This window comes from Streptacidiphilus sp. P02-A3a (genome assembly GCF_014084105.1).
Classification (GTDB): domain Bacteria; phylum Actinomycetota; class Actinomycetes; order Streptomycetales; family Streptomycetaceae; genus Streptacidiphilus.
Genome location: NZ_CP048289.1, coordinates 8,883,243 through 8,906,731, shown reverse-complemented (window position 1 = coordinate 8,906,731; position 23,489 = coordinate 8,883,243). Strand labels below are relative to the sequence as shown.

Genomic DNA, 23,489 nt, shown 5'->3' with positions numbered 1-23,489 from the left:
TTCATGAGGCAATCCGCGGAATGCGGTGGATTTCGCGTCTACGACGTGGTTCCGCTAAGGTTTCACTCGTCGGAACGGGCCGGAAACGGCGCGGGGCGGCGGGAAATCGGGCCGGAAACGGTCTGGTAAGCTAGAAAACGAAGAACGAAGCGCCCGGAGAGACCGGTGAAAGGGTCTTGAAGGAAGCGTCCGTTCCTTGAGAACTCAACAGCGTGCCAAAAGTCAACGCCAGATATGTTGATACCCCGTCCGTTGATCGGACGAGGTTCCTTTGATGCACAAAACACTAGCGAGGACGCAGTGCACGGGATCGGCTATTCCGCCGGTTGCTGTGCCGCTCAACGCGAGTGTGATCGGGATATCCCGAGAACATTCACGGAGAGTTTGATCCTGGCTCAGGACGAACGCTGGCGGCGTGCTTAACACATGCAAGTCGAACGGTGAAGCCCTTCGGGGTGGATCAGTGGCGAACGGGTGAGTAACACGTGGGCAATCTGCCCCAGATTCTGGGACAACACCGGGAAACCGGTGCTAATACCGGATACGACGCATCTCCGCATGGGGTGTGCGTGGAAAGCTCCGGCGATCTGGGATGAGCCCGCGGCCTATCAGCTTGTTGGTGGGGTAATGGCCTACCAAGGCGACGACGGGTAGCCGGCCTGAGAGGGCGACCGGCCACACTGGGACTGAGACACGGCCCAGACTCCTACGGGAGGCAGCAGTGGGGAATATTGCACAATGGGCGAAAGCCTGATGCAGCGACGCCGCGTGAGGGATGACGGCCTTCGGGTTGTAAACCTCTTTCAGCAGGGAAGAAGCGCAAGTGACGGTACCTGCAGAAGAAGCACCGGCTAACTACGTGCCAGCAGCCGCGGTAATACGTAGGGTGCGAGCGTTGTCCGGAATTATTGGGCGTAAAGAGCTCGTAGGCGGCTTGTCGCGTCGGATGTGAAAGCCCGGGGCTTAACTCCGGGTCTGCATTCGATACGGGCAGGCTAGAGTGTGGTAGGGGAGATCGGAATTCCTGGTGTAGCGGTGAAATGCGCAGATATCAGGAGGAACACCGGTGGCGAAGGCGGATCTCTGGGCCATTACTGACGCTGAGGAGCGAAAGCGTGGGGAGCGAACAGGATTAGATACCCTGGTAGTCCACGCCGTAAACGTTGGGAACTAGGTGTGGGTCACATTCCACGTGGTCCGCGCCGCAGCTAACGCATTAAGTTCCCCGCCTGGGGAGTACGGCCGCAAGGCTAAAACTCAAAGGAATTGACGGGGGCCCGCACAAGCAGCGGAGCATGTGGCTTAATTCGACGCAACGCGAAGAACCTTACCAAGGCTTGACATATATCGGAAACGGCCAGAGATGGTCGCCCCCTTGTGGTCGGTATACAGGTGGTGCATGGTTGTCGTCAGCTCGTGTCGTGAGATGTTGGGTTAAGTCCCGCAACGAGCGCAACCCTCGTTCTGTGTTGCCAGCGGGTTATGCCGGGGACTCACAGGAGACTGCCGGGGTCAACTCGGAGGAAGGTGGGGACGACGTCAAATCATCATGCCCCTTATGTCTTGGGCTGCACACGTGCTACAATGGCCGGTACAATGAGCTGCGATACCGCGAGGTGGAGCGAATCTCAAAAAGCCGGTCTCAGTTCGGATTGGGGTCTGCAACTCGACCCCATGAAGTCGGAGTTGCTAGTAATCGCAGATCAGCATTGCTGCGGTGAATACGTTCCCGGGCCTTGTACACACCGCCCGTCACGTCACGAAAGTCGGTAACACCCGAAGCCGGTGGCCTAACCCGTAAGGGAAGGAGCTGTCGAAGGTGGGACCAGCGATTGGGACGAAGTCGTAACAAGGTAGCCGTACCGGAAGGTGCGGCTGGATCACCTCCTTTCTAAGGAGCACTTCTCCTGGCTTCGGTCGGGCAGAGGCCAGTTCATCGGCGAATGTCCGGTGCTGGTAGCTCATGGGTGGAACGTTGACTATTCGGCACAGCTGGTTCGGTTGGGTTAGTACTGCGTTTCGGCGCGTGGAAGGCTCTTCTGGATGGGTTGTGTCGGGCACGTTGTTGGGTCCTGAGGGCGCGGCCGTATGGCTGGTCTTCAGACGCCGACCCCAGTGAACTTCACGCTTTGCGTGTGGGGGTGATGGGTGGTTGGTCGTTGCTTGAGAACTGCACAGTGGACGCGAGCATCTGTGGCCAAGTTTTTAAGGGCGCACGGTGGATGCCTTGGCACTAGGAACCGATGAAGGACGTGGGAGGCCGCGATAGGCCCCGGGGAGCTGTCAACCGAGCTTTGATCCGGGGGTGTCCGAATGGGGAAACCCGGCAGTCGTCATGGGCTGTCACCCGCTGCTGAACACATAGGCAGTGTGGAGGGAACGCGGGGAAGTGAAACATCTCAGTACCCGCAGGAAGAGAAAACAACCGTGATTCCGAGAGTAGTGGCGAGCGAAATCGGATGAGGCTAAACCGTTGTGGTGTGATACCCGGCAGGGGTTGCCACTTCGGGGTCGTGGGATTGTACTTCAGTCGTCTGCCGGCGGCTGGGCGAGTCAGAAACCGTATGGGTAGTCGAAGGACATGCGAAAGGTCCGGCGTAGAGGGTAAGACCCCCGTAGACGAAATCTGTACGGCTTGCTTGTGCAACTCCCAAGTAGCACGGAGCCCGAGAAATTCCGTGTGAATCTGGCGGGACCACCCGCTAAGCCTAAATATTCCCTAGTGACCGATAGCGGACAGTACCGTGAGGGAATGGTGAAAAGTACCGCGGGAGCGGAGTGAAATAGTACCTGAAACCGTGTGCCTACAAGCCGTGGGAGCGTCGCAGCGTGTGCTTGCACATGTTGTCGTGACTGCGTGCCTTTTGAAGAATGAGCCTGCGAGTTTGCGGTGTGTTGCGAGGTTAACCCGTGTGGGGTAGCCGTAGCGAAAGCGAGTCCGAATAGGGCGATTGAGTAGCGCGCCCAAGACCCGAAGCGGAGTGATCTAGCCATGGGCAGGTTGAAGCGCGGGTAAGACCGTGTGGAGGACCGAACCCACCAGGGTTGAAAACCTGGGGGATGACCTGTGGTTAGGGGTGAAAGGCCAATCAAACTCCGTGATAGCTGGTTCTCCCCGAAATGCATTTAGGTGCAGCGTCGCGTGTTTCTTGCCGGAGGTAGAGCACTGGATAGGCGATGGGCCCCACCGGGTTACTGACCTTAGCCAAACTCCGAATGCCGGTAAGTGAGAGCGCGGCAGTGAGACTGTGGGGGATAAGCTCCATGGTCGAGAGGGAAACAGCCCAGAACACCGGCTAAGGCCCCTAAGCGTGTGCTAAGTGGGAAAGGATGTGGAGTCGCAGAGACAACCAGGAGGTTGGCTTAGAAGCAGCCACCCTTTAAAGAGTGCGTAATAGCTCACTGGTCAAGTGATTCCGCGCCGACAATGTAGCGGGGCTCAAGTACACCGCCGAAGCCGTGTCATTGCAGCTTAACTCCTAACGGGGGCTGTGATGGGTAGGGGAGCGTCGTGTGCCGGGTGAAGCGGCGGCGGAAGCCAGTCGTGGACGGTATACGAGTGAGAATGCAGGCATGAGTAGCGATACAAGAGTGGGAAACTCTTGCGCCGATTGACCAAGGGTTCCTGGGTCAAGCTGATCTGCCCAGGGTAAGTCGGGACCTAAGGCGAGGCCGACAGGCGTAGTCGATGGACAACGGGTTGATATTCCCGTACCCGCTTTGAAGCGCCAACGTCGAACCTCTGGATGCTAAGGCCGTGAAGCCGTCTCGGATCCTTCGGGTGAAGAGGAGTGGTGGAGCCGCTGATCCAACAGGGTAGTAGGTGAGCGATGGGGTGACGCAGGAAGGTAGTCCAGCCCGGGCGGTGGTTGTCCCGGGGTAAGGGTGTAGGACGTGAGGTAGGCAAATCCGCCTCACATATAGTCTGAGACCTGATGCCGAGCCGATTGTGGTGAAGTGGATGATCCTATGCTGTCGAGAAAAGCCTCTAGCGAGTTTCATGGCGGCCCGTACCCCAAACCGACTCAGGTGGTCAGGTAGAGAATACCGAGGCGTTCGGGTGAACTATGGTTAAGGAACTCGGCAAAATGCCCCCGTAACTTCGGGAGAAGGGGGGCCGGTTGTGGTGATGGGACTTGCTCCTTGAGCTGTGGCCGGCCGCAGAGACCAGCGAGAAGCGACTGTTTACTAAAAACACAGGTCCGTGCGAAGCCGTAAGGCGATGTATACGGACTGACGCCTGCCCGGTGCTGGAACGTTAAGGGGACCGGTTAGCTTGGTTTCGACCTGGCGAAGCTGAGAACTTAAGCGCCAGTAAACGGCGGTGGTAACTATAACCATCCTAAGGTAGCGAAATTCCTTGTCGGGTAAGTTCCGACCTGCACGAATGGCGTAACGACTTCTCGACTGTCTCAACCATAGGCCCGGTGAAATTGCATTACGAGTAAAGATGCTCGTTTCGCGCAGCAGGACGGAAAGACCCCGGGACCTTTACTATAGCTTGATATTGGTGTTCGGTTCGGCTTGTGTAGGATAGGTGGGAGACTTTGAAGCGGCCACGCCAGTGGTTGTGGAGTCGTCGTTGAAATACCACTCTGGTCGTGCTGGATGTCTAACCTGGGTCCGTGATCCGGATCAGGGACAGTGTCTGGTGGGTAGTTTAACTGGGGCGGTTGCCTCCTAAAATGTAACGGAGGCGCCCAAAGGTTCCCTCAGCCTGGTTGGCAATCAGGTGTTGAGTGTAAGTGCACAAGGGAGCTTGACTGTGAGACCGACGGGTCGAGCAGGTGCGAAAGCAGGGACTAGTGATCCGGCGGTGGCTTGTGGAAGCGCCGTCGCTCAACGGATAAAAGGTACCCCGGGGATAACAGGCTGATCTTCCCCAAGAGTCCATATCGACGGGATGGTTTGGCACCTCGATGTCGGCTCGTCGCATCCTGGGGCTGGAGTAGGTCCCAAGGGTTGGGCTGTTCGCCCATTAAAGCGGTACGCGAGCTGGGTTTAGAACGTCGTGAGACAGTTCGGTCCCTATCCGCTGCGCGCGTAGGAGTCTTGAGAAGGGCTGTCCCTAGTACGAGAGGACCGGGACGGACGAACCTCTGGTGTGCCAGTTGTCCTGCCAAGGGCATGGCTGGTTGGCTACGTTCGGGAGGGATAACCGCTGAAAGCATCTAAGCGGGAAGCCTGCTTCGAGATGAGGGCTCCCACCACCTTGAGTGGTTAAGGCTCCCAGTAGACGACTGGGTTGATAGGCCGGATGTGGAAGCCCTGTGAGGGGTGGAGCTGACCGGTACTAATAGGCCGAGGGCTTGTCCATAGTTGCTACGCGTCCACTGTGTTGTTCTGAAGGAACGACCCCCGCTCCGTGAGGAGTGGTGTGCGGTCAACTTCATAGTGTTTCGGTGGTCATAGCGTGAGGGAAACGCCCGGTTACATCCCGAACCCGGAAGCTAAGCCTCATAGCGCCGATGGTACTGCAGGGGGGACCCTGTGGGAGAGTAGGACGCCGCCGAACAACCTTTACTGTAGGCCCCCTGACATCACGTCAGGGGGCCTACAGGCATTTCCGGACCGGTGACCTGGTGATGACTCAGGTGATCGTCCTCAACGGGGGTCCAGCTCCGGTGAGATCGAGTTCGCCGCAGACGGTGCCGTCGTCGCGGGCCTGAGTCCCAGCGGCGCTGGGAGCAGGCTCTCGACGGGCTGGGGTGTGCTGTGGGTCGGCGTCCGCTGTGAGAGGGCGCCCTGCTGACGATGGTCAGCAGGCGAGTTGGGCGGCGTGCTCGGTGACGTACTCGGCGTCGGCCAGGTACCCGAGGTGGTGGCCCTCGGCGAGGTGGCCGGCGAAGGCCGCGCTGCCCGCAGCGGCCTGCTCGGTCATGAAGTCCACCAGTGCCTGGAGTCGGGCGACGACCGTGGCGGTCAACTGCGTCCGCTCCTCGGCGGTCAGGCCGTAGGCGTCCGCGAACATCCGCAGCCGCCGGGCCTGGTCCTCCAGTGGCAGGGTGCCCTCGCCCGCGCCGGGGGCGTGCAGTGGCACGAAGCGGTAGGCGGTGTAGGCGGCGTCCCAGAGGCGGGGGCCCGGGTGGGCGGTGTCGAAGTCGAAGAAGGCCACCGGCAGTCCGTCGCGGAACACACAGTTGTAGGTCGCGGCGTCGCCGTGGCAGATCACCTCGACCGGCTGCCGGGCCCGCAGCATCCACACGTCGTCGGGGCGGTGCGGGAAGTCGGTCGAGGCGTCGTGCAGGCCGCGCAGCAGGCGGGCGGCGGCGAGGAGGGCCTCGTCGCCGCGGACGTAGTCGGGCAGCGGGTAGTGGCCGACCTCGCCGTCGAGGTACGAGACCGTCTCCTCGCCGCCGTCCTCGCTGATGCCCAGCGCGCGCGGGGCGCCGTCGAAGCCCTTCGCCTGGAGGTGGTCGAGCAGCCGGTGCACGCTGGGTGTCCAGGCCCCCGCCGGGCGGATGACGGCGCCGCCTCGGCGCAGGACGCGGTTGACCCCGCCGACCAGTTCGATCTCGCTCATGGCGTCGATCGTAGCGGCGGGGTCAACGAGGTTTTACGGCTGTTCAGTTGGGTGATCCGGAGTCGCCGGCGCGGTCCTCGGGCGGAGCCGGAGGCGTGGTCGGAGTCTCGGGCGCGGGCGGGACCGGCGGCACGGGCGGAGCCGGAGGCGCCGGGGGTTGGGCCATGGGCCAGCCGACCGGTGGCTGCTGTCCCGGCCAGGGCTGCTGCCCCGGCCAGCCGCCGTGGGGCTGCTGCCCGTAAGGCGCCTGCCCGTAGGGTGCCTGCCCCGGCCAGCCGCCGCCGAAGGTCGGAGGGGGCGGAGGCGGCGGGGTGGCCAGGCTGATGCCCGCCTCGGCCGCGAGCTGCTCGTCCAGGCTCTCCCGGCGGATCCGGCGGTCGATGTAGACCAGGCCGTTGCTGAGCGGTACCAGCGGCAGCAGCAGCACGCTGGTGACGAAGGTGGCCGCCACGGTGCCGACGAAGTACACCCAGGCACTGCCGAAGCTCGGCAGATCGGCCGCGCTCCAGGCCTGCCCGGGCTGCGGCAGCGAGATCAGCGCCGAACCGCTGGTCAGCATGGAGATCGGAGTGGTCACGATCTGGGAGGCGACGGACCCCAGCAGCGACACCAGCATGGTGAACCCGAGGGTGCGCCACCAGTTCCCCTGGTTGAGCCGCCAGGCGCGGGTGAGCGCGTCCTTCACGCCCTGGTTCTCCAGCACCACCACCGGCACCAGGGTCGCCATCCGGATGGTCAGGAAGAGCATCCAGACAGCGGAGGCGACGAGCAGCAGCATGCCGATCGCCGCCCCGCCGCCGCCGGCCAGGGCAGCGAGGACGACGAAGGCCACGATCGAGACCAGGAAGGCCCCGCCGACCACCAGCGCGATCGCCCCGAGGGCGCCCAGGGTCTGCCACAGCCGGGGACGCGCCTCGGCGAGGATCTGCCGCATCGTCGCCCGGCGACCGACCACCGCATGCCGCAGCACCGCGCTGGTGAGCAGCCCGGAGACGGCGTACCAGAGGAAGGCGAAGATCACGTAGAGCAGGACGAAGCCGCCGCCGAAGGCGAGGAACTCGCTCAGCTGGCTGCTGCTCACGCCGTCCTGGCGCTGGACGGCGGTGTAGAGCGTGTGCAGTGGGGAGTAGCTGAGGGCGATCGCGCCGGATGTGACCACGCCGCAGGCCAGGACCACCGTGGCCAGCGGTCCGTAGACCGCCCAGAAGTAGTGGCGAAGCGTCGCGAAGATCCCGCCGATGACGTCCGCGACGGTCAGCGGGTGCAGGGGTATCACCCCGGGCTTCGGTGGGGGCGGAGCGTAGGTCCAGGTGCCGGGGCCCGGTCGGCCAGGCTGGCCGGGCCAACCCCCGTAGTTGCTCATGGTGCTCCTGCTCGCTTCCGCTGTCGCCGACGCTGTCGTTCAGGTCTGTGGCCCCCGAGAGTACGGGAGTGTCAGCCGCTCGCGGCAGTGGGTGTGCTGGAAGCGGCCGTCGGCGGCAGCGTGACGCGTTCGGCGGGGTGCCGGTGGCGGAGCAGCAGCAGTTCGCCGACATCCAGGTCGGCGTTCTCGGCGGGCTCCTGGTCGGTTGCCGGTCCCTCCGGCAGCGGGCCGTCGGAAGGGCCGAGGACGATGCGGGCGTCGGCACTTGTCCACAGGCTGTGGACAGCGCGGTCGCCCCACCGCGCCCGGGCCTGCTCGGGGGAGCGGAGCACGGCGACGGTGTCCAGGCCCAGCGGGCCGCCCCGGGACATCAGCTCCGGCAGTCCCGGCAGCGGGGAGACGGACGCGACGTTGTCCAGCACGCACAGCAGTGGTGGGTCGAGCCGACCGGAGGATGACCGTACGGCGATGCGCCGGCCGTGCTCGACCACGTCGTCCACAAGCGCGGTGAGGAGCGGCATCGCGCTGTGCGCTGAGCGGCTCACGCGGGCCTCGTCGGCGCGGCCGGTCAGATACAGGGTTCCCCGGTTGCGCAGGAACGACTCCACATCGAGTGCGTCGGTTGCCGACTCGGGGGTGCAGGCCTTGAGCACATGCAGCTCGGACAGCGCGTCGAGCGCGGACAGCACCCGGTCCAGTGCCGCCTCGCGCAGCTCGGTCGCGTTGCCGAGGATGGACTGGAGCTCGCCGCTCCAGCCCGGCGCGGCCAGGTGCGGATCGGCGGTGCGCAGCACGGTGACCGCCTCCTGGCGGGCGGTCCCGGCGGCCCAGCGCAGCACGTGCCGGAACGGCCGCCCGTCCAGCGCGGCGGCATGCAGCCAGCAGCGCAGCAGGGCCTGGGCGGCTTCCTGGACGCTCTTCTCGCCGGGGGAGTTGCCGGGACGGCCGGTGGCCGCCAGCAGCGCGCGGGCGCGGCTGCCCGCGACCGCCGGATCCTCGCAGCGGCTGTGCGGCGCCCAGCGGACGCGGGCGTCGCTGTCGGCGTCGGTGAGCCGCAGCGGATCGAACAGCCGGGCGTCCCGGTGCGCGGGGCGGGCCCGCCAGAGGCCCAGGTCGTCGCTGACCACCAGCACCGCCCCGGTCGCCCGGCTGACGGCGTCCTGTAGCAGTCGGCGCTTGGCGGCGGCGGAGGCGCCCGGGTCCGGCGCGAGCAGGCAGACCGCACCGGGTGGGAAGGCGAACGCCCGCTTGGCGGCGGCCGCGGGCCGGACCGGTGCCCCGCTGGGGAGCGGGCCGCGGAGCGGCTCGGACCAGGCAGCGGGCAGGGGGTCGGCGAACTGGTCGCTGAACTGGTCGCTGAACTGGGCGGAGAGCTGGGGCGGTATCTCCGTCGTGATCTCGGTGGCCGACGGCGGACCGGCTTGCGGCGGCGTCCGCCGGGGCGGGGGGAACCGCTGCGCGCCCGGCTGCGGCTGCGGGGCATGCGGCTGCGGGGCCTGCGCCTGTGGAACCGGGGTGGGGACCGGCCCGGGGAACGGCGGCCCGTCCTGGTCCGGCTGGGGCGTGCGGGCCGCGGCGGCCGCCCGGCGCAGCCGTGTCCACGCCGAGAGCATGGTCAGCGCCAGCGCGATCAGCAGCGCCAGCAGCACGAAGAACGTCGTCCAGAAGGCGGTGGCCGACGGCAACGCCGCCACTGGCGTCCCCGGCCAGGCGGCGGACAACTGGTTGGGTTCCGTCGCCAGCACCCGGATCGCGGTCGGGGTCCCCTCGAAGGGCAGCGGGTGCGGCAACCGCCCGTGGGTGATCAGACCGGCCAGCGCGGTCGCCGTCCACACCAGGGTGGTCGTGCCGAGCAGGATCGCCAGCACCCCGACGATCGCGCCGTCGGGGATCCCGCGCGCGGGCGAGGGCTGCGGTCCCCAGGGGCGGGGACCGGGCGCGCGCGGGTCAGGTGCCTGACGGGCCATCATGCAGCCGGATCGTCGGCCAGCTGCTTCGAGGCACGGGTACGTTCGATGATGGCGTCCTCCGTCATGGCCCGGTCGGTGAAGACGAGTGGCCGTTCCTGCTCGGTGATCAGGTGTTTGACGACCTGCACGTTGCCGTTCACGTCCCAGACCGCGATGCCCGGCGACAGCGTGGGAATGATCTCCACCGCCCAGCGCGGAAGCCCCAGCACCCGCCCGGTCGCCCGGGCCTCGTCCGCCTTCTGCATGTAGATGGTACGCGTGGACGCCATCTTCAGGATCGCCGAGGCCTCCTTGGCCGCCGCGCCGTCGACCACGTCCGACAGGTGGTGCACGACGGCGATGAAGGACAGGCCCAGCCGCCGCCCGAACTTCAGCAGCCGCTGGAAGAGCTGCGCGACGAAGGGGGAGTTGATGATGTGCCAGGCCTCTTCGACCAGGAAGATCCGCTTCTTGCGGTCCGGTCTGATCCAGGTGTGCTCCAGCCAGACGCCGACGATCGCCATCAGGATCGGCATCGCGATCGAGTTGCGGTCGATGTGCGAGAGGTCGAAGACGATCAGCGGCGCGTCCAGGTTGATGTCGGTGGTGGTCGGCCCGTCGAACATGCCCCGCAGGTCGCCGTCGACCAGCCGGTCCAGCACCAGGGCGACGTCCAGGCCCCAGGTCTGGATGTCGGTCAGGGAGACCCCCAGCGGGTCGATGAAGTCGGTGTTGGGGGTGCGCAGGGTGTCGATGATGTCGGCGAGGACCGGCTGCCGCTCGGTGATGGTGGCGATGATGTGCGCGTGCGCGGCCTTCAGGGCGAAGCCGGCGCGCTCGCCGAGGCTGTGCCCCATGGCGACCTCGACGATGGTGCGCAGCAGCGCCAGCTGGCCGGTGGTGGTGATCGCCGGGTCCAGCGGGTTGAGCTTCACGCCGCCCGCGAGCGCCGCCTGCGGGTCCAGCCGGACCGGAGTTATTCCGAGCGCCCGGGCGATCAGGTTCCACTCGCCGACGCCGTCCTCGCCCTGGGCGTCCAGGACCACCACCTGCCGGTCGCGGAACCGCAGCTGGCGCAGCACGTAGGTCTTCTCCAGCGCGGACTTGCCGTTGCCGGACTCGCCGAGGACCAGCCAGTGCGGTGCGGGCAGCTGCTGCCCGTACAGCTGGAAGGGGTCGTAGACGTACCCCTTCCCGCTGTAGACCTCGCGTCCGATGATCACGCCGGAGTCGCCCAGTCCGGGCGCCGCCGTCGGCAGGTAGACGGCCTGCGCCTGCCCGGTGGAGGTGCGGACCGGTAGCCGGGTGGTCTCGTTCTTGCCGAAGAGGAAGGTGGCGAAGGCGTCGGTCAGGCCGCCCACGGGTGCTGCTGCCATGCGATGCCTCCGGTGGGTGGGGTTAGCGGCGGATGCCGGTGGCGAAGGGGAGCGTGTTCACGAAGGCCCGGTGGTGTTCTCGGTCGCACCATTCGAGCTTGAGATAACTCTTACCCGCCGAGGCGCGGATTGTCCGCTTGTCGCGGGCAAGTGCCTCAGGCGTACGGGAGCTGACGGTGATGTAGCCGACCAGGTTCACGCCTGCCGCGCCCGAGGCGAGATCCTCCCCGCGCTGGTCCACGCGCCCGCTGTGCGCCGAGTCGCGCGGGTCCACCGTGCGGTTCAACTTGGCCTGGCGGCTGGCCTCGGCGTCGTCGTTGGTCTTCTCGGTGAGCATCCGCTCGATGGCCACGTCGGTGGGCTCCAGGTCCATGGTGACGCCCACGGTGCGGATCACGTCCGGGGTGTGCACCAGCAGCGGCGCCAGGAAGTTCACTCCGACGGGAGTCAGCGGCCACTCCTTGATCCACGCGGTGGCGTGGCACCACGGTTCCCGGGTGGCCGACTCCCTGGTCTTCGCCTGGAGGTAGTTCGGATGGGTGGCGTCCAGCTCGGCGGGCCAGGCGTTGCGCTTCGACATCGCCTGGAGGTGGTCGATCTGGTGGTCCGGGTCGTACATGGAGTGCAGCAGCGAGCTGAGCCGGGCCTGGCCCAGCGGCTGGCGTACCCGGATGTCGGCCTCGGCGAGCCGCGCGCAGATGTCGTTGAGCTCGCGGGCCATCACCGCCGCCAGGCCCTCGTCGCCCCGGCCGCGCCCCTGGTTCCGGCCCATCACCTGGGCCTCCGCGGCGAGGTCGCGGGTGTAGGGCATGCAGGCGACCAGGTAGGCCCGGTGCTGCTCGGAGGAGGTGGAGACCATCGCCTGGAGCTGGTCGTAGGAGTCCTGGAGCCAGGGCGGCGAGTCCGGGTCGCCGCGTCGGGCGACGTCCTTGGCGTGCGCGTCCGGGTCGGCGGGGAGGGTGCGGGCCAGGATCTGCAGCCGGGTCACGAAGCCGTCGCCGTTGGCGACGTGCTTCAGCAGCGTCCCGAAGCGCTCGACCAGGGACTCCTGGTCCTCGGAGTCGCGCAGGCCCACGCCGGGGCCCTCGATCTCGATGGCGGCGGTGACGGTGCGCCGGTTGAGGTGCATCAGCACGGCGACCTCGTCCGGGCCGAAGGGCGCGGCGAGCCAGCGGATCCGGCCGATGCCGGGCGGCGGGCCGATCTCGACCTCCTGCCCGTCGAGGCGGGTACCCGCCTCGTGGACGTCGGAGCGCCAGCTGCCGCTGCCGGAGCGGACCGTGCGGCGGTAGCTGCGGTTGATCTCCGCCCACTTGTAGAAGGTCCGCTTGCGGTAGGGCAGGTAGACGATCGCGAAGGCCAGCAGCGGGAAGGCCACCAGTCCGAGCAGTCGCAGCACCAGGAAGCCCTGGACGGCGATGCCCCAGAGCATGCCGAGGAAGGCCCCGAAGATCAGCAGGAAGACCTCGCCGCTCTCCCGGTTCTTGCCGACGACGGCGTTCGGCTTGGCCTTGCCGATCAGGTACGTACGTCGGTAGCCCCCGACGGGTTGGGTGGTCAAGAGCGGCCTCCCTGGGCACTGGTGGTACTGCTGTTACCGCTGGTGACCGGGGGGGCGGACGTGCCGCCTCCGGAGGATTGCGCGGGCGGCGCGGCCGAGGGGCGGGCGCCGTGCGCGGCGATGCCCGCGCCGGCGCTGGCCGCGCCGCTGTTGCCGCCGCCCTGGCCGCCGCCGGAGCCGCCGTCGGCTCCGCGCCCGGCGTGGGTGCTGATGCCCTGCTTCATGAAGTTCGCGGGGCCGTTGACCACGGCCGACCCGGCGCTCACCGCGCTCGCGCGGGCGCGGCGCATCGCCACCATCTCGTCGCCGAAGCCCGGGACGAAGCGGTAGATGGCGCTGCTGGCGAAGATGGAGAGGACCAGGATGGCGACGCCGGAGAGGACCGTCGAGAAGGCGTCGTTGGCGCCCGCGTTGGAGGCGATGGCGCCGGCCAGGCCGAGGATGATCACGATCACGGGTTTGATCAGGTCCACCGCGACCATGACGCCCGCCCAGCGGCGGACGTGCTTCCACAGCTGCTTGTCGACCAGACCGGCGTAGACGGCGGTGCCGAGCAGAGCGCCGACGTAGAGCATCGCGGCGCGGATCAGCATCTCGATCCACAGGACGGCGGCGGCGAGGATCGCGATGAGGGACACCAGCACCAGGATGATCGGACCGCCGCCGATGTTGCCGCCGGTGAGGGCGTTGGCGAAGGAGCCCAGGTAGTTCGCGGTGTCGGTCTTGGTGCCGGAGGCGATACCGGTGGTGATTCCGTCGGTGGCGCTGACGATCGTGTAGAGGATGAGCGGGGTGAACGCGGAGGCGATCACGGTCAGCCAGAGGAAGCCGATGGCTTCACCGATGGCCTGGTACAACGGCACGCCGCGGGCAGCGCGCTTGGCGACGGCGAGGAGCCAGAGGATCAGGGTCAGGAAGGTGGAGGCGCCGAAGACCACGGCGTAGGTCCGGAGGAAGCTGGCGTTGGTGAAGTCGACGGTGGTGGTGGCGTTGATCCCCTCCGAGAGCTTCCGGATCACCCACGCAGCAGCGGTCGCGCAGGCACTCGCCAGCGACTGCAACGGGTCGACCGAGTCGGTCACGCCGGTGACGGGGTTCGAACTACCCGGATTGCAGAAACTGCTGCTGCCTGGGCCGGGCAGTGCGACGCACTTGCCCGTGGCGGAGGGGCTTGGGCTCGGTGCAGCGAAGGCAGCGTTCGCGATCGTGAGGGCAAGGAACTGCATCGATGCGAAGGCTGAACTGAGCACGCCGACTCGGCGCAGGTCAACGGGCATAGCGGAACCCTCCGAACCCGGTGACGGCGTTGGCCATCATGTCTGCACTGGAAGGCGTTTGGTTTCCACTGATGGGCGTCGGCCCATCCGCCTGCTTGAAGTCGGCGAGCTTCCAGTCGCCGCCTGACCAGCTGAGCGTCACGGTCAGGGTGTACCAGGACTCGGTGACCGGGTAGGTGGAGCCCTGACCGGCGAGGCCGAACAGGGAGTCGTTCCATACCTCGACGGTGGACTGGACTCCGTAGCTGTCGACCTTGGTACCGACGGGAATGACCCGGGAGACGAAGGTCAGTCCTTTCGGGGCCTGGCCGAGCCGCAACCCGAGCTTGCTGCCCTGGCTGGTGAACGAATCATCCAACCTGGTTTGAATGCCTCCCAGCACCGCCGGGTCGACGATCGTCTGCAGGATCGTGTGGCGGGAGGTGGTGGTGTACATCTCGCTGGAGCCCAGGGCGACGCTGTAGTTGACTGCGGCGGACTGGGCGCCCTCGGCGGTGTGCGGGAAGCCGGTGGCGATTCCGTCCTGTGAGGTGGACACCGGCTGGGTCCCGGTCGGGGCCGTCGCCGTGGCTTGGGTGCCGCTGCCGGAGGCGGTCGGGCCCGAGCCCGCGGTGGTGCCGGACGTGCCGGGGGCGCCCGCTCCGGCCTGGGTGCTGCCGCTGGTGCGGTTGATCACCGCGACCACCACCAGCAGGATCACCACCGCTCCCAGCACCGCCGCCAGCGTCCGCAGCGGATGCCGCCCCGCCGCCGCGTCCGGCGGCGCTTCGCCCGCCGGGTAGCGGGTACGCGTGTGCGGCTGGTCGTCAGGCACGGACACGACGGCCCCCTTGGGACGAGGGTGAGCAGGACGGGCGGGACGGGACGGGCACGGCGAGCAGGGCGAGAGCGGACGGACGGGGCGAGCGAGGGCGTGCGGGCAGGACGATATGACAGAAGGGTGTCACCTGAACGGCGGCTCGTGGGGAGAGCTTGGCCGATCCGGTACGCGGAACGTCGTGCTCCGATTATCCAGACGAATAATCAGATCGCCATCCCGTACACAATGGTGAACAACGTACCGAGTGATCCGATGATGAACACGCCGGTCAGACCGGCGATGATCAGACCCTTGCCCTGCTCGGCACTGAAGGTGTCCCGAAGCGCCGTCGCGCCGATTCGCTGCTTGGCAGCCCCCCAGATGGCGATGGCGAGGCAACCGAGGATGGCGACGGCCATGACGACCTCCACCATCGTCCGGGCCTCTGTGCCCAGACTCGCGAAGGGGCCCCAGTTGGGCGCGATTCCTCCGATGATGGTGCTGATGTCGTTCTTGTTCGCGCTGAGATACAAAGCAACCACCCACCTGATCATCAATCAAAGCCCAGCACCCGGCCGTGGTGTAGGGCCCAGTCCTATTCTTGGCCAGAACCGAAGTCGACTTGGCCACTTTCCCGAGGATCGCCACTGAGTGATGCGCCACAGGTGCCACCATGGGACCTCATGGAGCCTGCAGCCGCTCGGATGAGACTACCGCTTACTCTGTGTATCGCAGCTGATTGCGCGGGGCAACGCCCTGGTCCAGACTCTGTGAAGGCAATCGCAAATTCCTTCGGCCAGGGTGGGTGGCATATGCGTTCGACTCCGACAGTCCAACTGTGCGAAGCCGCTGACGCAGCGTCGGAGCGCCGCTGATGGCCGGCCGACGTGTCTGGGCCGTCGCCGGCGGCGGTGGTGCGGCGCTCGCCGGATTCCTGGCGCTGCTCGTCGTCGGCACCTACGCCGCCTCGGGCTCCATCCTGCAGAGCCAGCAGACCGCGCTGGCCCAGCTGGCTCCGGGCACCGTCCCCGCCGCCTACGCCGCGCTGATCCAGCAGTGGGGCACCCTCTGCCCGCAGCTGTCGCCGCCGCTGCTGGCCGCGCAGATGTACCAGGAGAGCGGCTTCAACCCGAACGCGGTCAGCCCGGTCGGCGCCCAGGGCATCGCCCAGTTCATGCCCGCGACCTGGCAGATCTACGGCATCGACCCCACCCACGCCCATGCCGCGCCCGACGTCTGGGACCCGGCCGACGCCATCCCCGCCGCCGCCAGCTACGACTGCCAACTGGCCCAGGACACCAAGAGCGTTCCCGGCAGCAGCACCTCCAACATGCTCGCCGCCTACAACGCGGGCCCGTACGCGGTGATAAGCGCGGACGGCATCCCCAGCTACACGCAGACCGAGAACTACGTCAGCTCCATCACCAAGCTCGCCCAGTCCTTCGCGGCCACCACCACCATCACCTTCTCCGAGCAGGCGGCCGGGGCGATCTACTACGCCCAGTCCAAGCTCGGTACGCCCTACCTCTGGGGCGGTGAGGGCCTGGCCTCGCAGAACTACGAGTTCGACTGCTCCGGCCTCACCCAGGCCGCCTACGCCAGCGTGGGCATCCAGATCCCGCGGGTCGCCGCGGACCAGTGGTACGCCGGTCCGCACCCGAGCCGCAGTCAGCTCCAGCCGGGCGACCTGGTGTTCTTCTCCACCGACCCGAACGATCCCAGCAAGATCCACCACGTCGGGATCTACGTCGGCGGCGGCATGATGATCGACGCGCCGCACACCGGCTCGGTCATCCGCTACGACCCGATCGACGCCGAGGGCGACTACTTCGGCGCCACCCGGGTCACCGCCGGGGGCGCGGCCGCGCTGCCGACCCTCCAGCCGGGCGGCGGAATCGCCAACGGGGGTTCGCTGTCCTGACGGTGACGCTTCGGCGGCAGCTCGGTGGTGAGCTTGTGGCGGACCGGTGAGCGAAGCGTCACGTTCCCATAACTTCCCCCTCGGGTGGAACAGTTTGGGCGGTTCGCTCCGTTGTGCACCTTGTCAAGGGAGGACACTTGATCGTGCCGTACCGGAATCCCGGCGGCCGGGAGTTCGGGTTGGCTGACAGGCGGGAGGTGCGGCGTGGCGACGCTGCTGGCGGACGATAGCGGTGCGATGGGTGGCGGCTCGATCGACTGGACGCTCGTCTCCGGCATCAACGGCTTCGCCCGGCACCTCCCCTCCTGGCTCGACAGCACCCTCGCCTTCCTCGGCGAGTACGGGGTGCCGCTGGCCTCGGTGCTGATGCTGGTCGCGGGCTGGAGCTGGGCCCGCCGCAGGCCGGACGCACCGGCGGCGGTCGCCGGGGTGCTCTGGGCCGGGCTGGCCTCCGGGCTCGCCCTGGTGCTGAACATCCCGGTCCGGGCCATCGTCCAGCGCCAGCGCCCCTTCGTCGCCCACCCCGGGCAGCTGGACCTGCTGACGGCGCACCAGGCGAACGGCTCGTTCGCGAGCGACCACGCGACCTTCACCATGGCGGTCGCCATCGGCCTGCTGCTGGTCAACCGCAAGCTGGGGCTGGCCGCGGGCGCGCTGGCCGCGGCCGAGGGCTTCCTGCGGGTGTTCATGGGCGTGCACTACCCGACCGACGTGGTCGGCGGCTACGCCCTGGGCACGGCCACCGTGCTGCTGCTCGCCCCGCTGGCCATGGCCGTACTGGTGCCGCTGACCCGCTCGGCGTCCCGCACCGCCGCCGCCCCGCTGATCGTGGCCCCGAGCCGGTCCTCCCGCCGTCCGGTCCGCCGCGCCGCCGCCGTCCCCCGGCCGCACGGCGGCGAGCCGGAGGCCGACCGCGACCTGGCCGCCTAGCCGCCGGGTCGCGGTCGCAGGGCGCAACCGGAGGGCGTCATCGCAGGGCGCGGGCCTAGCCCACCGGGATGCTCTGCGGGAAGTGGAACAGGTTGCCCGGGTCGTAGCTCCGCTTGACCGACCGCAGCCGGGCCGCGTTGCTGCCGTAGTAGGCCTGCTCCCAGCCGGTCAGCCGGGGGTCCACGTAGTTCTGGTACGCCTCGCCGCTCGCGTACGGGCGCATCGCCGACCAGACGCCGTCCAGCCAGGACCAGGAGCGGTCGGCCGCGGTGCCGCCGGTCACCCCGTCCGGGTAGTTGGCGGTGTACTGGGCGGTGAACTGTCCGCCGCGGTGGACGAAGGCGGTGGAGCCGCGCCCGACCCGGTTGATCGCGCCGCCCAGCGCGTCGAAGGCGACGCCCGCGCTGCCGCCCGCCGGGGCGATCTTCGGGTAGCGCTCGATCGCGGCGATCAGCGCGGAGATCCCGCTGCCGTCGATCGACCGGTTGAAGATGTCGGAGCGCGCGCCGTAGGACTCCCGGGTGACCCGGCCCGCCGGGTTCTGGCCCGGCAGCGTGCCGGGCAGGTGCGAGGCGGCCGGCGACCAGCCGGCCACCCCGCCCATCACCTGCATGGTGTCCAGGTAGGAGGCGGTGTGCACGTAGGCCGAGGAGGGCGGGGTGCCCAGCCGGTCGATCTGGTTCTGCAGCTCCGACTGCGGGCCCAGGTAGTTGACCGTGGTGCCCAGCTGGTACTGCCCGTTCGCCCAGACCAGCAGGTGCAGGTCGGCCCACATGGCGTCGGGCGCGCTCGGCGCCCAGGCCTGCCAGGAGCGGACCACCTGCTCGGCCTGGGACCAGGGCCAGGAGAGGAAGGCGTACGAGCACTCGGCCGCCGGGTGGGTGCGGAAGGAGAGCGAGGTGACCACGCCGAAGTTGCCGCCGCCTCCGCCGCGCAGCGCCCAGAACAGGTCGGCCTCGCTGGACGCGCTGACCTGGCGGACCGTGCCGTCCGCGGTGACCACCTCGGCGCCGGTGAGGCTGTCGCAGGTCAGCCCGTAGGCCCGGCCGGTCACCCCGATGCCGCCGCCGAGGGTGAGACCGGTCACGCCCACGGTCGGGCAGGAGCCCGCCGGGATGGTCACCCCCCGGTCCGCCAGGCCGGTGTAGACGTCGATCAGCCGCGCGCCCGCGCCGACGGTGGCCGCCCCGGAGGAGGCGCTGACGCCGTTCAGCTTGCCGACGTCCAGGACCAGGCCGCTGCCGGAGGACCAGCCCGCGTAGCTGTGCCCGCCGCAGCGGGCGGCCACCGGCAGCCGGTACTTGCGGGCGAAGGCCAGCGCGGTGGACACGTCGTGCGCGCCGTCCACATAGGCCACCGCGCTCGGCGCGAGTGAGTCGTACTGCGGCTGGAACAGCCGCCGCGCGTCGGCGTAGCGGCTGTCGCCGGGGCGGATCAGCGGCCCGCCGAGGTCCTTGGCCAGCGCCGCCCAGTCCGCCGGGCCCGGCGACGCGGTCACCGGACTGGACGCCGGGACGCCGCCGGTCCCGGCCGCGGCCGTGCTCGGACCGGTGGTGGTGGCCGGGCCGCTGGCAGCGGCGGCCGACTTGCCGCTGGTGCAGGCCGTGAGGCCGGCCGCCGCCGCGGTCAGCGCGCCCGCGCCGCGCAGCACGGAGCGTCGGGAAGTGATCATTTCGCCCATTGGTTTCCATCCTCGACCGAACCGGTATGCCGCACAGGAGGGGACGGCAGAAGACGCCCTGCCGGTTTCAGGCGGTCGGGTCCCCGGCGGGATGCCCGGCGGCGGGATGTCCCTCGGCGGGATGTCCGTCGGCGAGATGTCTGTCGGCGTCGCGGCGGGACTTGTCGCGGGAGCGCCGGGCCGGGGCGAACCAGCCGCAGTCGCAGCGGGCGGTGGTGAACGAACCGGCCTCGGTGATGAAGGTCCGGTGCTCCGAGTCGGACGGCTCCGACGTCGCTGGGGCGGGGAGTGCGCTCCGGGGTGCCGAGGGCGCTGACGGGCCCGGGTGCGGCGGTGTCCGCTCGCCGCACGGGACCAGGTTGCTGTCCACGTGGTTCACGGTAACCCGGATCGCGGCCGGCTCGCGCCACCTCGAACGCCGTAACCGGCGGTACCGGTTCTCGTTAGCCCTGAGGAGCCCGCTATTGGGTGTGTTCCGAGGGGCCGTGAGGGAGATGTGTTCCGTGGTGATTCGTGAGTCCGGCCGTGCCGCCGGTATGCGTACGGCGCTGGTGGCCGCCACGGCGGCGGCCGTGGCCGGGCTGCTGACCGGCTGCGGGGGCTCCGGCTCGTCCGGCGCCGCGGTGACCTCCGCCGACCAGGCGGTGAACTCCTCCGACGCGCTGTCAGCCGACCCGCTGACCGCCGTCCGCTCGGCCGCGGACATCACCGGTCGCTCCGGCTACGTCCAGGACACGAGCACGCTGGAGACGCTCTCCGCGGCGAAGCGGATCACCCTGCGCGGGACCGCCCAGTACGACTACTCCACCCGGCTCGGCCGGATGGAGGTCACCATCCCGCCGGGCGAGGGCAGCACCGGCGAGCTCACCGAGGTCTTCGCCCCGGGCGTGGTGTACATGCAGAACAGCGGTGCCAAGGGGGTCCCGGCCGGGAAGTGGGTCGAGGTCAACGTCCAGGAACTCGCCGACGGCAACCTGGTCAGCAGCGGCGCCACCGACCCGGCGACCGCCGCCAACGCCCTGCGCGGCGCGCAGACGGCGGCGCTGGTCGACAGTCGGACGGTGAACGGGGTGGTCCTCAAGCACTACCAGGGGACGCTCGACCTGACCCAGGCCGCCAACGCGACCGGCGGCGGCGCGGGCACCGGGCTGTCGCTGGCGGCGCGGACCTTCACCGTGAAGAAGGTCCCGTACCAGGTCTGGCTGGACCCGAAGGGCCGGATCCAGGAGATCCAGGAGGTCTTCACCTTCAGCAAGGTGGCCGGCTCGACCGCCGCCAAGGACCAGGTGGTGGTGACCTCCACCAGCGAGTTCGCCGACTACGGCACCCCGGTCACGGTGAGCCTGCCGTCGTCCAAGGACGTGTTCACGGCCAAGTAGCCCGGGGGCGCGAACGGGGAGACACGTAGTACCAGGGGGCCTGGGAAATGACCCAGACGTGCCATGCACGCCCCCCGCGCGCTGCCTACTCTGGAGTCAGTCGAAGTCGACTGCCCGACATTGACGAGGAGGTGGTGCGGGTGGCCGCGCACGACCAAGTGGCCCTCGCGGAGATCGACCTCTATGGCGAGCTGATGATCGCCGCTGCGGCTACGCCGTTCGAACGGCTGCCGGCGGACCTCATCGACGAGGTGCTGCGGGTGGCCCACGGCGCCGAGCGCCGGATCGATCGTGACCGCTACCGCGAGATCGGCGAGGCCCAGGTTCCGAGCCAGGCTCTGAGCCAGGGCAAACCGCTGCCGAGGATCCCAGCCCAGACCAGAGCGCCCCAGCCCAGAATGCCCCAGCCCAGAGCACCCCAGACCAGAGCGCCCCAGCCCAGAGCGCCCCAGGGCAGCGAAAAGACCAGCGAAGCCCAGACAGACCAGCGCGGCTGACGGAGTCAGGACCGGAGCAGCCGGGCGATCGCCGCTGTGGCCTCGGCCACTTTGTCGTCCGCCTCCGGTCCGCCGTCGGCCACCGCCGCGGCGACGCAGTGCCGCAGATGCTCCTCCAGCAGACTCAGTGCGAAGGACTGGAGCGCCTTGGTGCTCGCGGACACCTGGGTGAGGATGTCGATGCAGTAGACGTCCTCCTCCACCATCCGCTGGAGCCCCCGGACCTGACCCTCGATCCGGCGCAGCCGCTTGATGTGCGCCTCGCGCTGCGAGCTGTAGCCGTGCGGTCCGGGCGGCGCGCCCGACAGGTCCGGTTGCCCCTGCTGCGGTGTCTCCATTGCCTCCACCCTGTCCATCGTATGGGCCTCGCACAGGGCCTGTCGGATTCGTGGAGGACTCGTGAATACTACTCAGCGCACAGGGGCAGCGTTCCCTGCGGCATTCCGTCACACTGATGGTGCACAGTCTCCGAGCAGCACGTCGTTTCGTCGTGCGCAAGGATAAGCGCAGGCAAGGGGTGCCGACGCTGCCACCCCCCGGCACGCGGAGTCACTGCAAGCAGCGCCTAGCATCGACTCGACCGCACCCTGTACTTCGGAGAGATTTGTGCGAATTCGTCTGACCCCCCGGGAGACGAGCTTCTATGACATGTTCGCCGCTTCGGCGAGCAATCTCGTCACGGGCTCAAAGCTCCTGCTGGAGCTGCTCGGTGCAGATGTCGCCGCACGGCCCGAGCTCGCCGAGCGGATGCGTGCCGCCGAGCACTCCGGTGACGACATCACCCATGCCATCTTCCACCAGCTGAACTCCTCGTTCATCACCCCGTTCGACCGGGAGGACATCTACAACCTGGCGTCCTCCCTGGACGACATCATGGACTTCATGGAGGAGGCGGTCGACCTGGTCGTCCTCTATGAGATCGAGACCCTGCCGCAGGGCATCGAGCAGCAGATCGAGGTGCTGGCGCGGGCGGCGGAGCTGACCGCGGCGGCCATGCCGAACCTGCGCACCATGGACAACCTGACGGAGTACTGGATCGAGGTGAACCGGCTGGAGAACCAGGCGGACCAGATCCACCGGAAGCTCCTCGCGCACCTGTTCAGCGGCTCCTATGAGGCGATCGAGGTGCTGAAGCTGAAGCAGGTCGTGGACGTCCTGGAGGAAGCGGCGGACGCCTTCGAGCATGTGGCGAACACGGTGGAGACCATCGCCGTCAAGGAGTCCTGAGCCGCGTGGACATGCTCGGACTCGTCCTGGTGGTGGCGGTCGCCTTCGGCTTCGCCTACACCAACGGCTTCCACGACTCCGCGAACGCCATTGCCACCTCGGTGTCGACCAGGGCGCTGACGCCGCGGGCGGCGCTGATGATGGCGGCGGTGATGAACCTGGCCGGGGCCTTCTTCGGGACCGGGGTCGCCAAGACCGTCAGCGACGGCATCATCGAGGCCCCGACCGGGGGCAAGGGGATGGTGATCCTCTGGGCCGCGCTGGTCGGGGCGATCGCCTGGAACCTGGTGACCTGGTACTTCGGGCTGCCGTCCTCGTCCACCCACTCGCTGTTCGGCGGGATGGTGGGGGCGGCGCTGGCCGGTGGTACCGGGGTGATCTGGTCGGGGGTGTGGAAGAACGTCGTACTGCCGATGATCACCTCGCCACTGGTCGGCCTGGTGCTCGGCTTCATGGTGATGGTCGCCATCATGTGGATCTTCCGCCGGGCGAACCCGCACCGGGCCAAGCGCAACTTCCGGGTGGCGCAGACGGTGTCGGCGGCGGCGATGGCGCTCGGCCACGGCCTGCAGGACTCGCAGAAGACCATGGGGGTGGTGGTGCTGGCGCTGACCATCTCGCACCACCTGACCGGCACCGCGATCCCGTTCTGGGTGAAGGTCAGCACCGCCGTGGTGCTGTCGCTGGGCACCTGGGCGGGCGGCTGGCGGATCATGCGCACCCTCGGCCGCAAGATCATCGAGTTGGACCCGCCGCAGGGCTTCGCCGCCGAGTCGGTGGCCTCGTCGATCCTCTACATCACCTCGTACGTGTACAAGGTGCCGGTCTCGACGACCCACATCATCACGTCCGCGATCATGGGTGTGGGCGCGACCAAGCGGGTGCGCGCGGTCCGCTGGGGGGTCGCCCAGAACATCGTCATCGGCTGGGTGCTGACCATGCCCGCCGCCGGGCTGGTGGCCGCGGTGGTCTACTGGATCAGCTGGGCGATCGTGCGCTGACCCGC

At 68.1% G+C, this 23,489-nt stretch carries 17 protein-coding genes and 3 rRNA genes; 9 read left to right on the top strand and 11 right to left on the bottom strand.

All coding sequences use genetic code 11. The features are described 5' to 3' along the window. Positions 1-372 precede the first annotated feature (372 nt). The 3 genes from GXP74_RS37870 (at position 373) to rrf (ending at position 5,515) form a co-directional block, all read left to right on the top strand. Positions 373-1,891: ribosomal RNA gene (locus GXP74_RS37870) — 16S ribosomal RNA — on the top strand. A 304-nt stretch (positions 1,892-2,195) separates the two neighbouring features. Beyond that, positions 2,196-5,317 (top strand): 23S ribosomal RNA (locus GXP74_RS37865). An 81-nt stretch (positions 5,318-5,398) separates the two neighbouring features. After that, positions 5,399-5,515 (top strand): 5S ribosomal RNA (gene rrf, locus GXP74_RS37860). Together the 16S, 23S and 5S rRNA genes form the textbook arrangement of a ribosomal RNA operon. A 243-nt stretch (positions 5,516-5,758) precedes the next feature. On the opposite strand, the gene GXP74_RS37855 is transcribed toward rrf, so the two are convergent. The 8 genes from GXP74_RS37855 to GXP74_RS37820 all read right to left on the bottom strand — a co-directional run bounded on the left by GXP74_RS37855 (position 5,759) and on the right by GXP74_RS37820 (position 15,381). Further along, positions 5,759-6,523 carry a phosphotransferase gene (locus GXP74_RS37855; protein ID WP_182455708.1) on the bottom strand — a complete coding sequence of 255 codons (765 nt, stop codon included), beginning with the start codon at positions 6,521-6,523 and terminating at the stop codon, positions 5,759-5,761. A 43-nt stretch (positions 6,524-6,566) separates the two neighbouring features. After that, on the bottom strand, positions 6,567-7,886 hold the full coding sequence (locus GXP74_RS37850; protein WP_182455707.1) for a glycerophosphoryl diester phosphodiesterase membrane domain-containing protein: 1,320 nt from the start codon (positions 7,884-7,886) through the stop codon (positions 6,567-6,569). A gap of 71 nt (positions 7,887-7,957) precedes the next feature. Next, positions 7,958-9,856 (bottom strand): TraM recognition domain-containing protein, encoded by a 1,899-nt coding sequence (locus GXP74_RS37845; protein WP_182455706.1) that lies wholly within the window; start codon positions 9,854-9,856, stop codon positions 7,958-7,960. Further along, positions 9,853-11,211 (bottom strand): ATP-binding protein, encoded by a 1,359-nt coding sequence (locus tag GXP74_RS37840; protein ID WP_182455705.1) that lies wholly within the window; start codon positions 11,209-11,211, stop codon positions 9,853-9,855. The genes GXP74_RS37845 and GXP74_RS37840 overlap by 4 nt, the downstream gene beginning before the upstream one ends. A 22-nt stretch (positions 11,212-11,233) precedes the next feature. Then, positions 11,234-12,772 (bottom strand): SCO6880 family protein, encoded by a 1,539-nt coding sequence (locus tag GXP74_RS37835; protein ID WP_182455704.1) that lies wholly within the window; start codon positions 12,770-12,772, stop codon positions 11,234-11,236. Then, positions 12,769-14,049 (bottom strand): hypothetical protein, encoded by a 1,281-nt coding sequence (locus GXP74_RS37830; RefSeq protein ID WP_182455703.1) that lies wholly within the window; start codon positions 14,047-14,049, stop codon positions 12,769-12,771. Before GXP74_RS37830 ends, GXP74_RS37835 begins: the two co-directional genes overlap by 4 nt. Next, a complete protein-coding gene (locus tag GXP74_RS37825; RefSeq protein WP_225448475.1) occupies positions 14,039-14,869 on the bottom strand; it encodes a hypothetical protein in 831 nt (276 codons plus the stop codon). Before GXP74_RS37825 ends, GXP74_RS37830 begins: the two co-directional genes overlap by 11 nt. Positions 14,870-15,072: 203 nt before the next feature. Beyond that, positions 15,073-15,381, bottom strand: a complete 309-nt coding sequence (locus tag GXP74_RS37820) for a hypothetical protein (protein ID WP_182446507.1) — start codon at positions 15,379-15,381, stop codon at positions 15,073-15,075. A 341-nt stretch (positions 15,382-15,722) separates the two neighbouring features. On the opposite strand from GXP74_RS37820, the gene GXP74_RS37815 reads away from it, so the two are divergent. Continuing rightward, on the top strand, positions 15,723-16,769 hold the full coding sequence (locus GXP74_RS37815) for a bifunctional lytic transglycosylase/C40 family peptidase (RefSeq protein WP_182455702.1): 1,047 nt from the start codon (positions 15,723-15,725) through the stop codon (positions 16,767-16,769). 204 nt (positions 16,770-16,973) lie between these two features. Further along, positions 16,974-17,699 (top strand): phosphatase PAP2 family protein, encoded by a 726-nt coding sequence (locus tag GXP74_RS37810; RefSeq protein ID WP_225448474.1) that lies wholly within the window; start codon positions 16,974-16,976, stop codon positions 17,697-17,699. Positions 17,700-17,754: 55 nt separating this feature from the next. Here GXP74_RS37810 and GXP74_RS37805 read toward each other — a convergent pair whose 3' ends face one another. Together GXP74_RS37805 and GXP74_RS37800 are read right to left on the bottom strand one after the other, a co-directional pair. Beyond that, entirely contained in the window at positions 17,755-19,371 is a 1,617-nt protein-coding gene (locus tag GXP74_RS37805; protein WP_182455701.1) for an FAD-binding oxidoreductase, read from the bottom strand. Between the two features lie 76 nt (positions 19,372-19,447). After that, positions 19,448-19,750 carry a hypothetical protein gene (locus GXP74_RS37800; protein ID WP_182456995.1) on the bottom strand — a complete coding sequence of 101 codons (303 nt, stop codon included), beginning with the start codon at positions 19,748-19,750 and terminating at the stop codon, positions 19,448-19,450. Between the two features lie 133 nt (positions 19,751-19,883). On the opposite strand from GXP74_RS37800, the gene GXP74_RS37795 reads away from it, so the two are divergent. Together GXP74_RS37795 and GXP74_RS37790 are read left to right on the top strand one after the other, a co-directional pair. Then, positions 19,884-20,759, top strand: a complete 876-nt coding sequence (locus tag GXP74_RS37795) for a hypothetical protein (RefSeq protein ID WP_182455700.1) — start codon at positions 19,884-19,886, stop codon at positions 20,757-20,759. Positions 20,760-20,899: 140 nt separating this feature from the next. Continuing rightward, complete coding sequence (locus GXP74_RS37790) at positions 20,900-21,256, top strand: hypothetical protein (RefSeq protein ID WP_182456994.1); 357 nt, start codon at positions 20,900-20,902, stop codon at positions 21,254-21,256. A 5-nt stretch (positions 21,257-21,261) separates the two neighbouring features. On the opposite strand, the gene GXP74_RS37785 is transcribed toward GXP74_RS37790, so the two are convergent. Then, positions 21,262-21,594, bottom strand: coding sequence for a metal-sensitive transcriptional regulator (locus tag GXP74_RS37785; RefSeq protein WP_225448473.1), 333 nt, complete (start codon positions 21,592-21,594; stop codon positions 21,262-21,264). Between the two features lie 268 nt (positions 21,595-21,862). On the opposite strand from GXP74_RS37785, the gene GXP74_RS37780 reads away from it, so the two are divergent. Next, positions 21,863-22,483: a DUF47 domain-containing protein gene (locus tag GXP74_RS37780; RefSeq protein ID WP_182455698.1), complete on the top strand. Its 621-nt coding sequence runs from the start codon at positions 21,863-21,865 to the stop codon at positions 22,481-22,483. Between the two features lie 11 nt (positions 22,484-22,494). Continuing rightward, entirely contained in the window at positions 22,495-23,484 is a 990-nt protein-coding gene (locus GXP74_RS37775) for an anion permease (protein WP_370468583.1), read from the top strand. Positions 23,485-23,489 lie beyond the last annotated feature (5 nt).

Coding starts and splice junctions, on each gene's coding strand:
- GXP74_RS37855 (WP_182455708.1), bottom strand. CDS start 6,523: ATGAGCGAGATCGAACTGGTCGGCGGGGTCAACCGCGTCCTGCGCCGA.
- GXP74_RS37850 (WP_182455707.1), bottom strand. CDS start 7,886: ATGAGCAACTACGGGGGTTGGCCCGGCCAGCCTGGCCGACCGGGCCCC.
- GXP74_RS37845 (WP_182455706.1), bottom strand. CDS start 9,856: ATGATGGCCCGTCAGGCACCTGACCCGCGCGCGCCCGGTCCCCGCCCC.
- GXP74_RS37840 (WP_182455705.1), bottom strand. CDS start 11,211: ATGGCAGCAGCACCCGTGGGCGGCCTGACCGACGCCTTCGCCACCTTC.
- GXP74_RS37830 (WP_182455703.1), bottom strand. CDS start 14,049: ATGCCCGTTGACCTGCGCCGAGTCGGCGTGCTCAGTTCAGCCTTCGCA.
- GXP74_RS37815 (WP_182455702.1), top strand. CDS start 15,723: ATGGCCGGCCGACGTGTCTGGGCCGTCGCCGGCGGCGGTGGTGCGGCG.
- GXP74_RS37805 (WP_182455701.1), bottom strand. CDS start 19,371: ATGATCACTTCCCGACGCTCCGTGCTGCGCGGCGCGGGCGCGCTGACC.
- GXP74_RS37785 (WP_225448473.1), bottom strand. CDS start 21,594: ATGGAGACACCGCAGCAGGGGCAACCGGACCTGTCGGGCGCGCCGCCC.
- GXP74_RS37775 (WP_370468583.1), top strand. CDS start 22,495: ATGCTCGGACTCGTCCTGGTGGTGGCGGTCGCCTTCGGCTTCGCCTAC.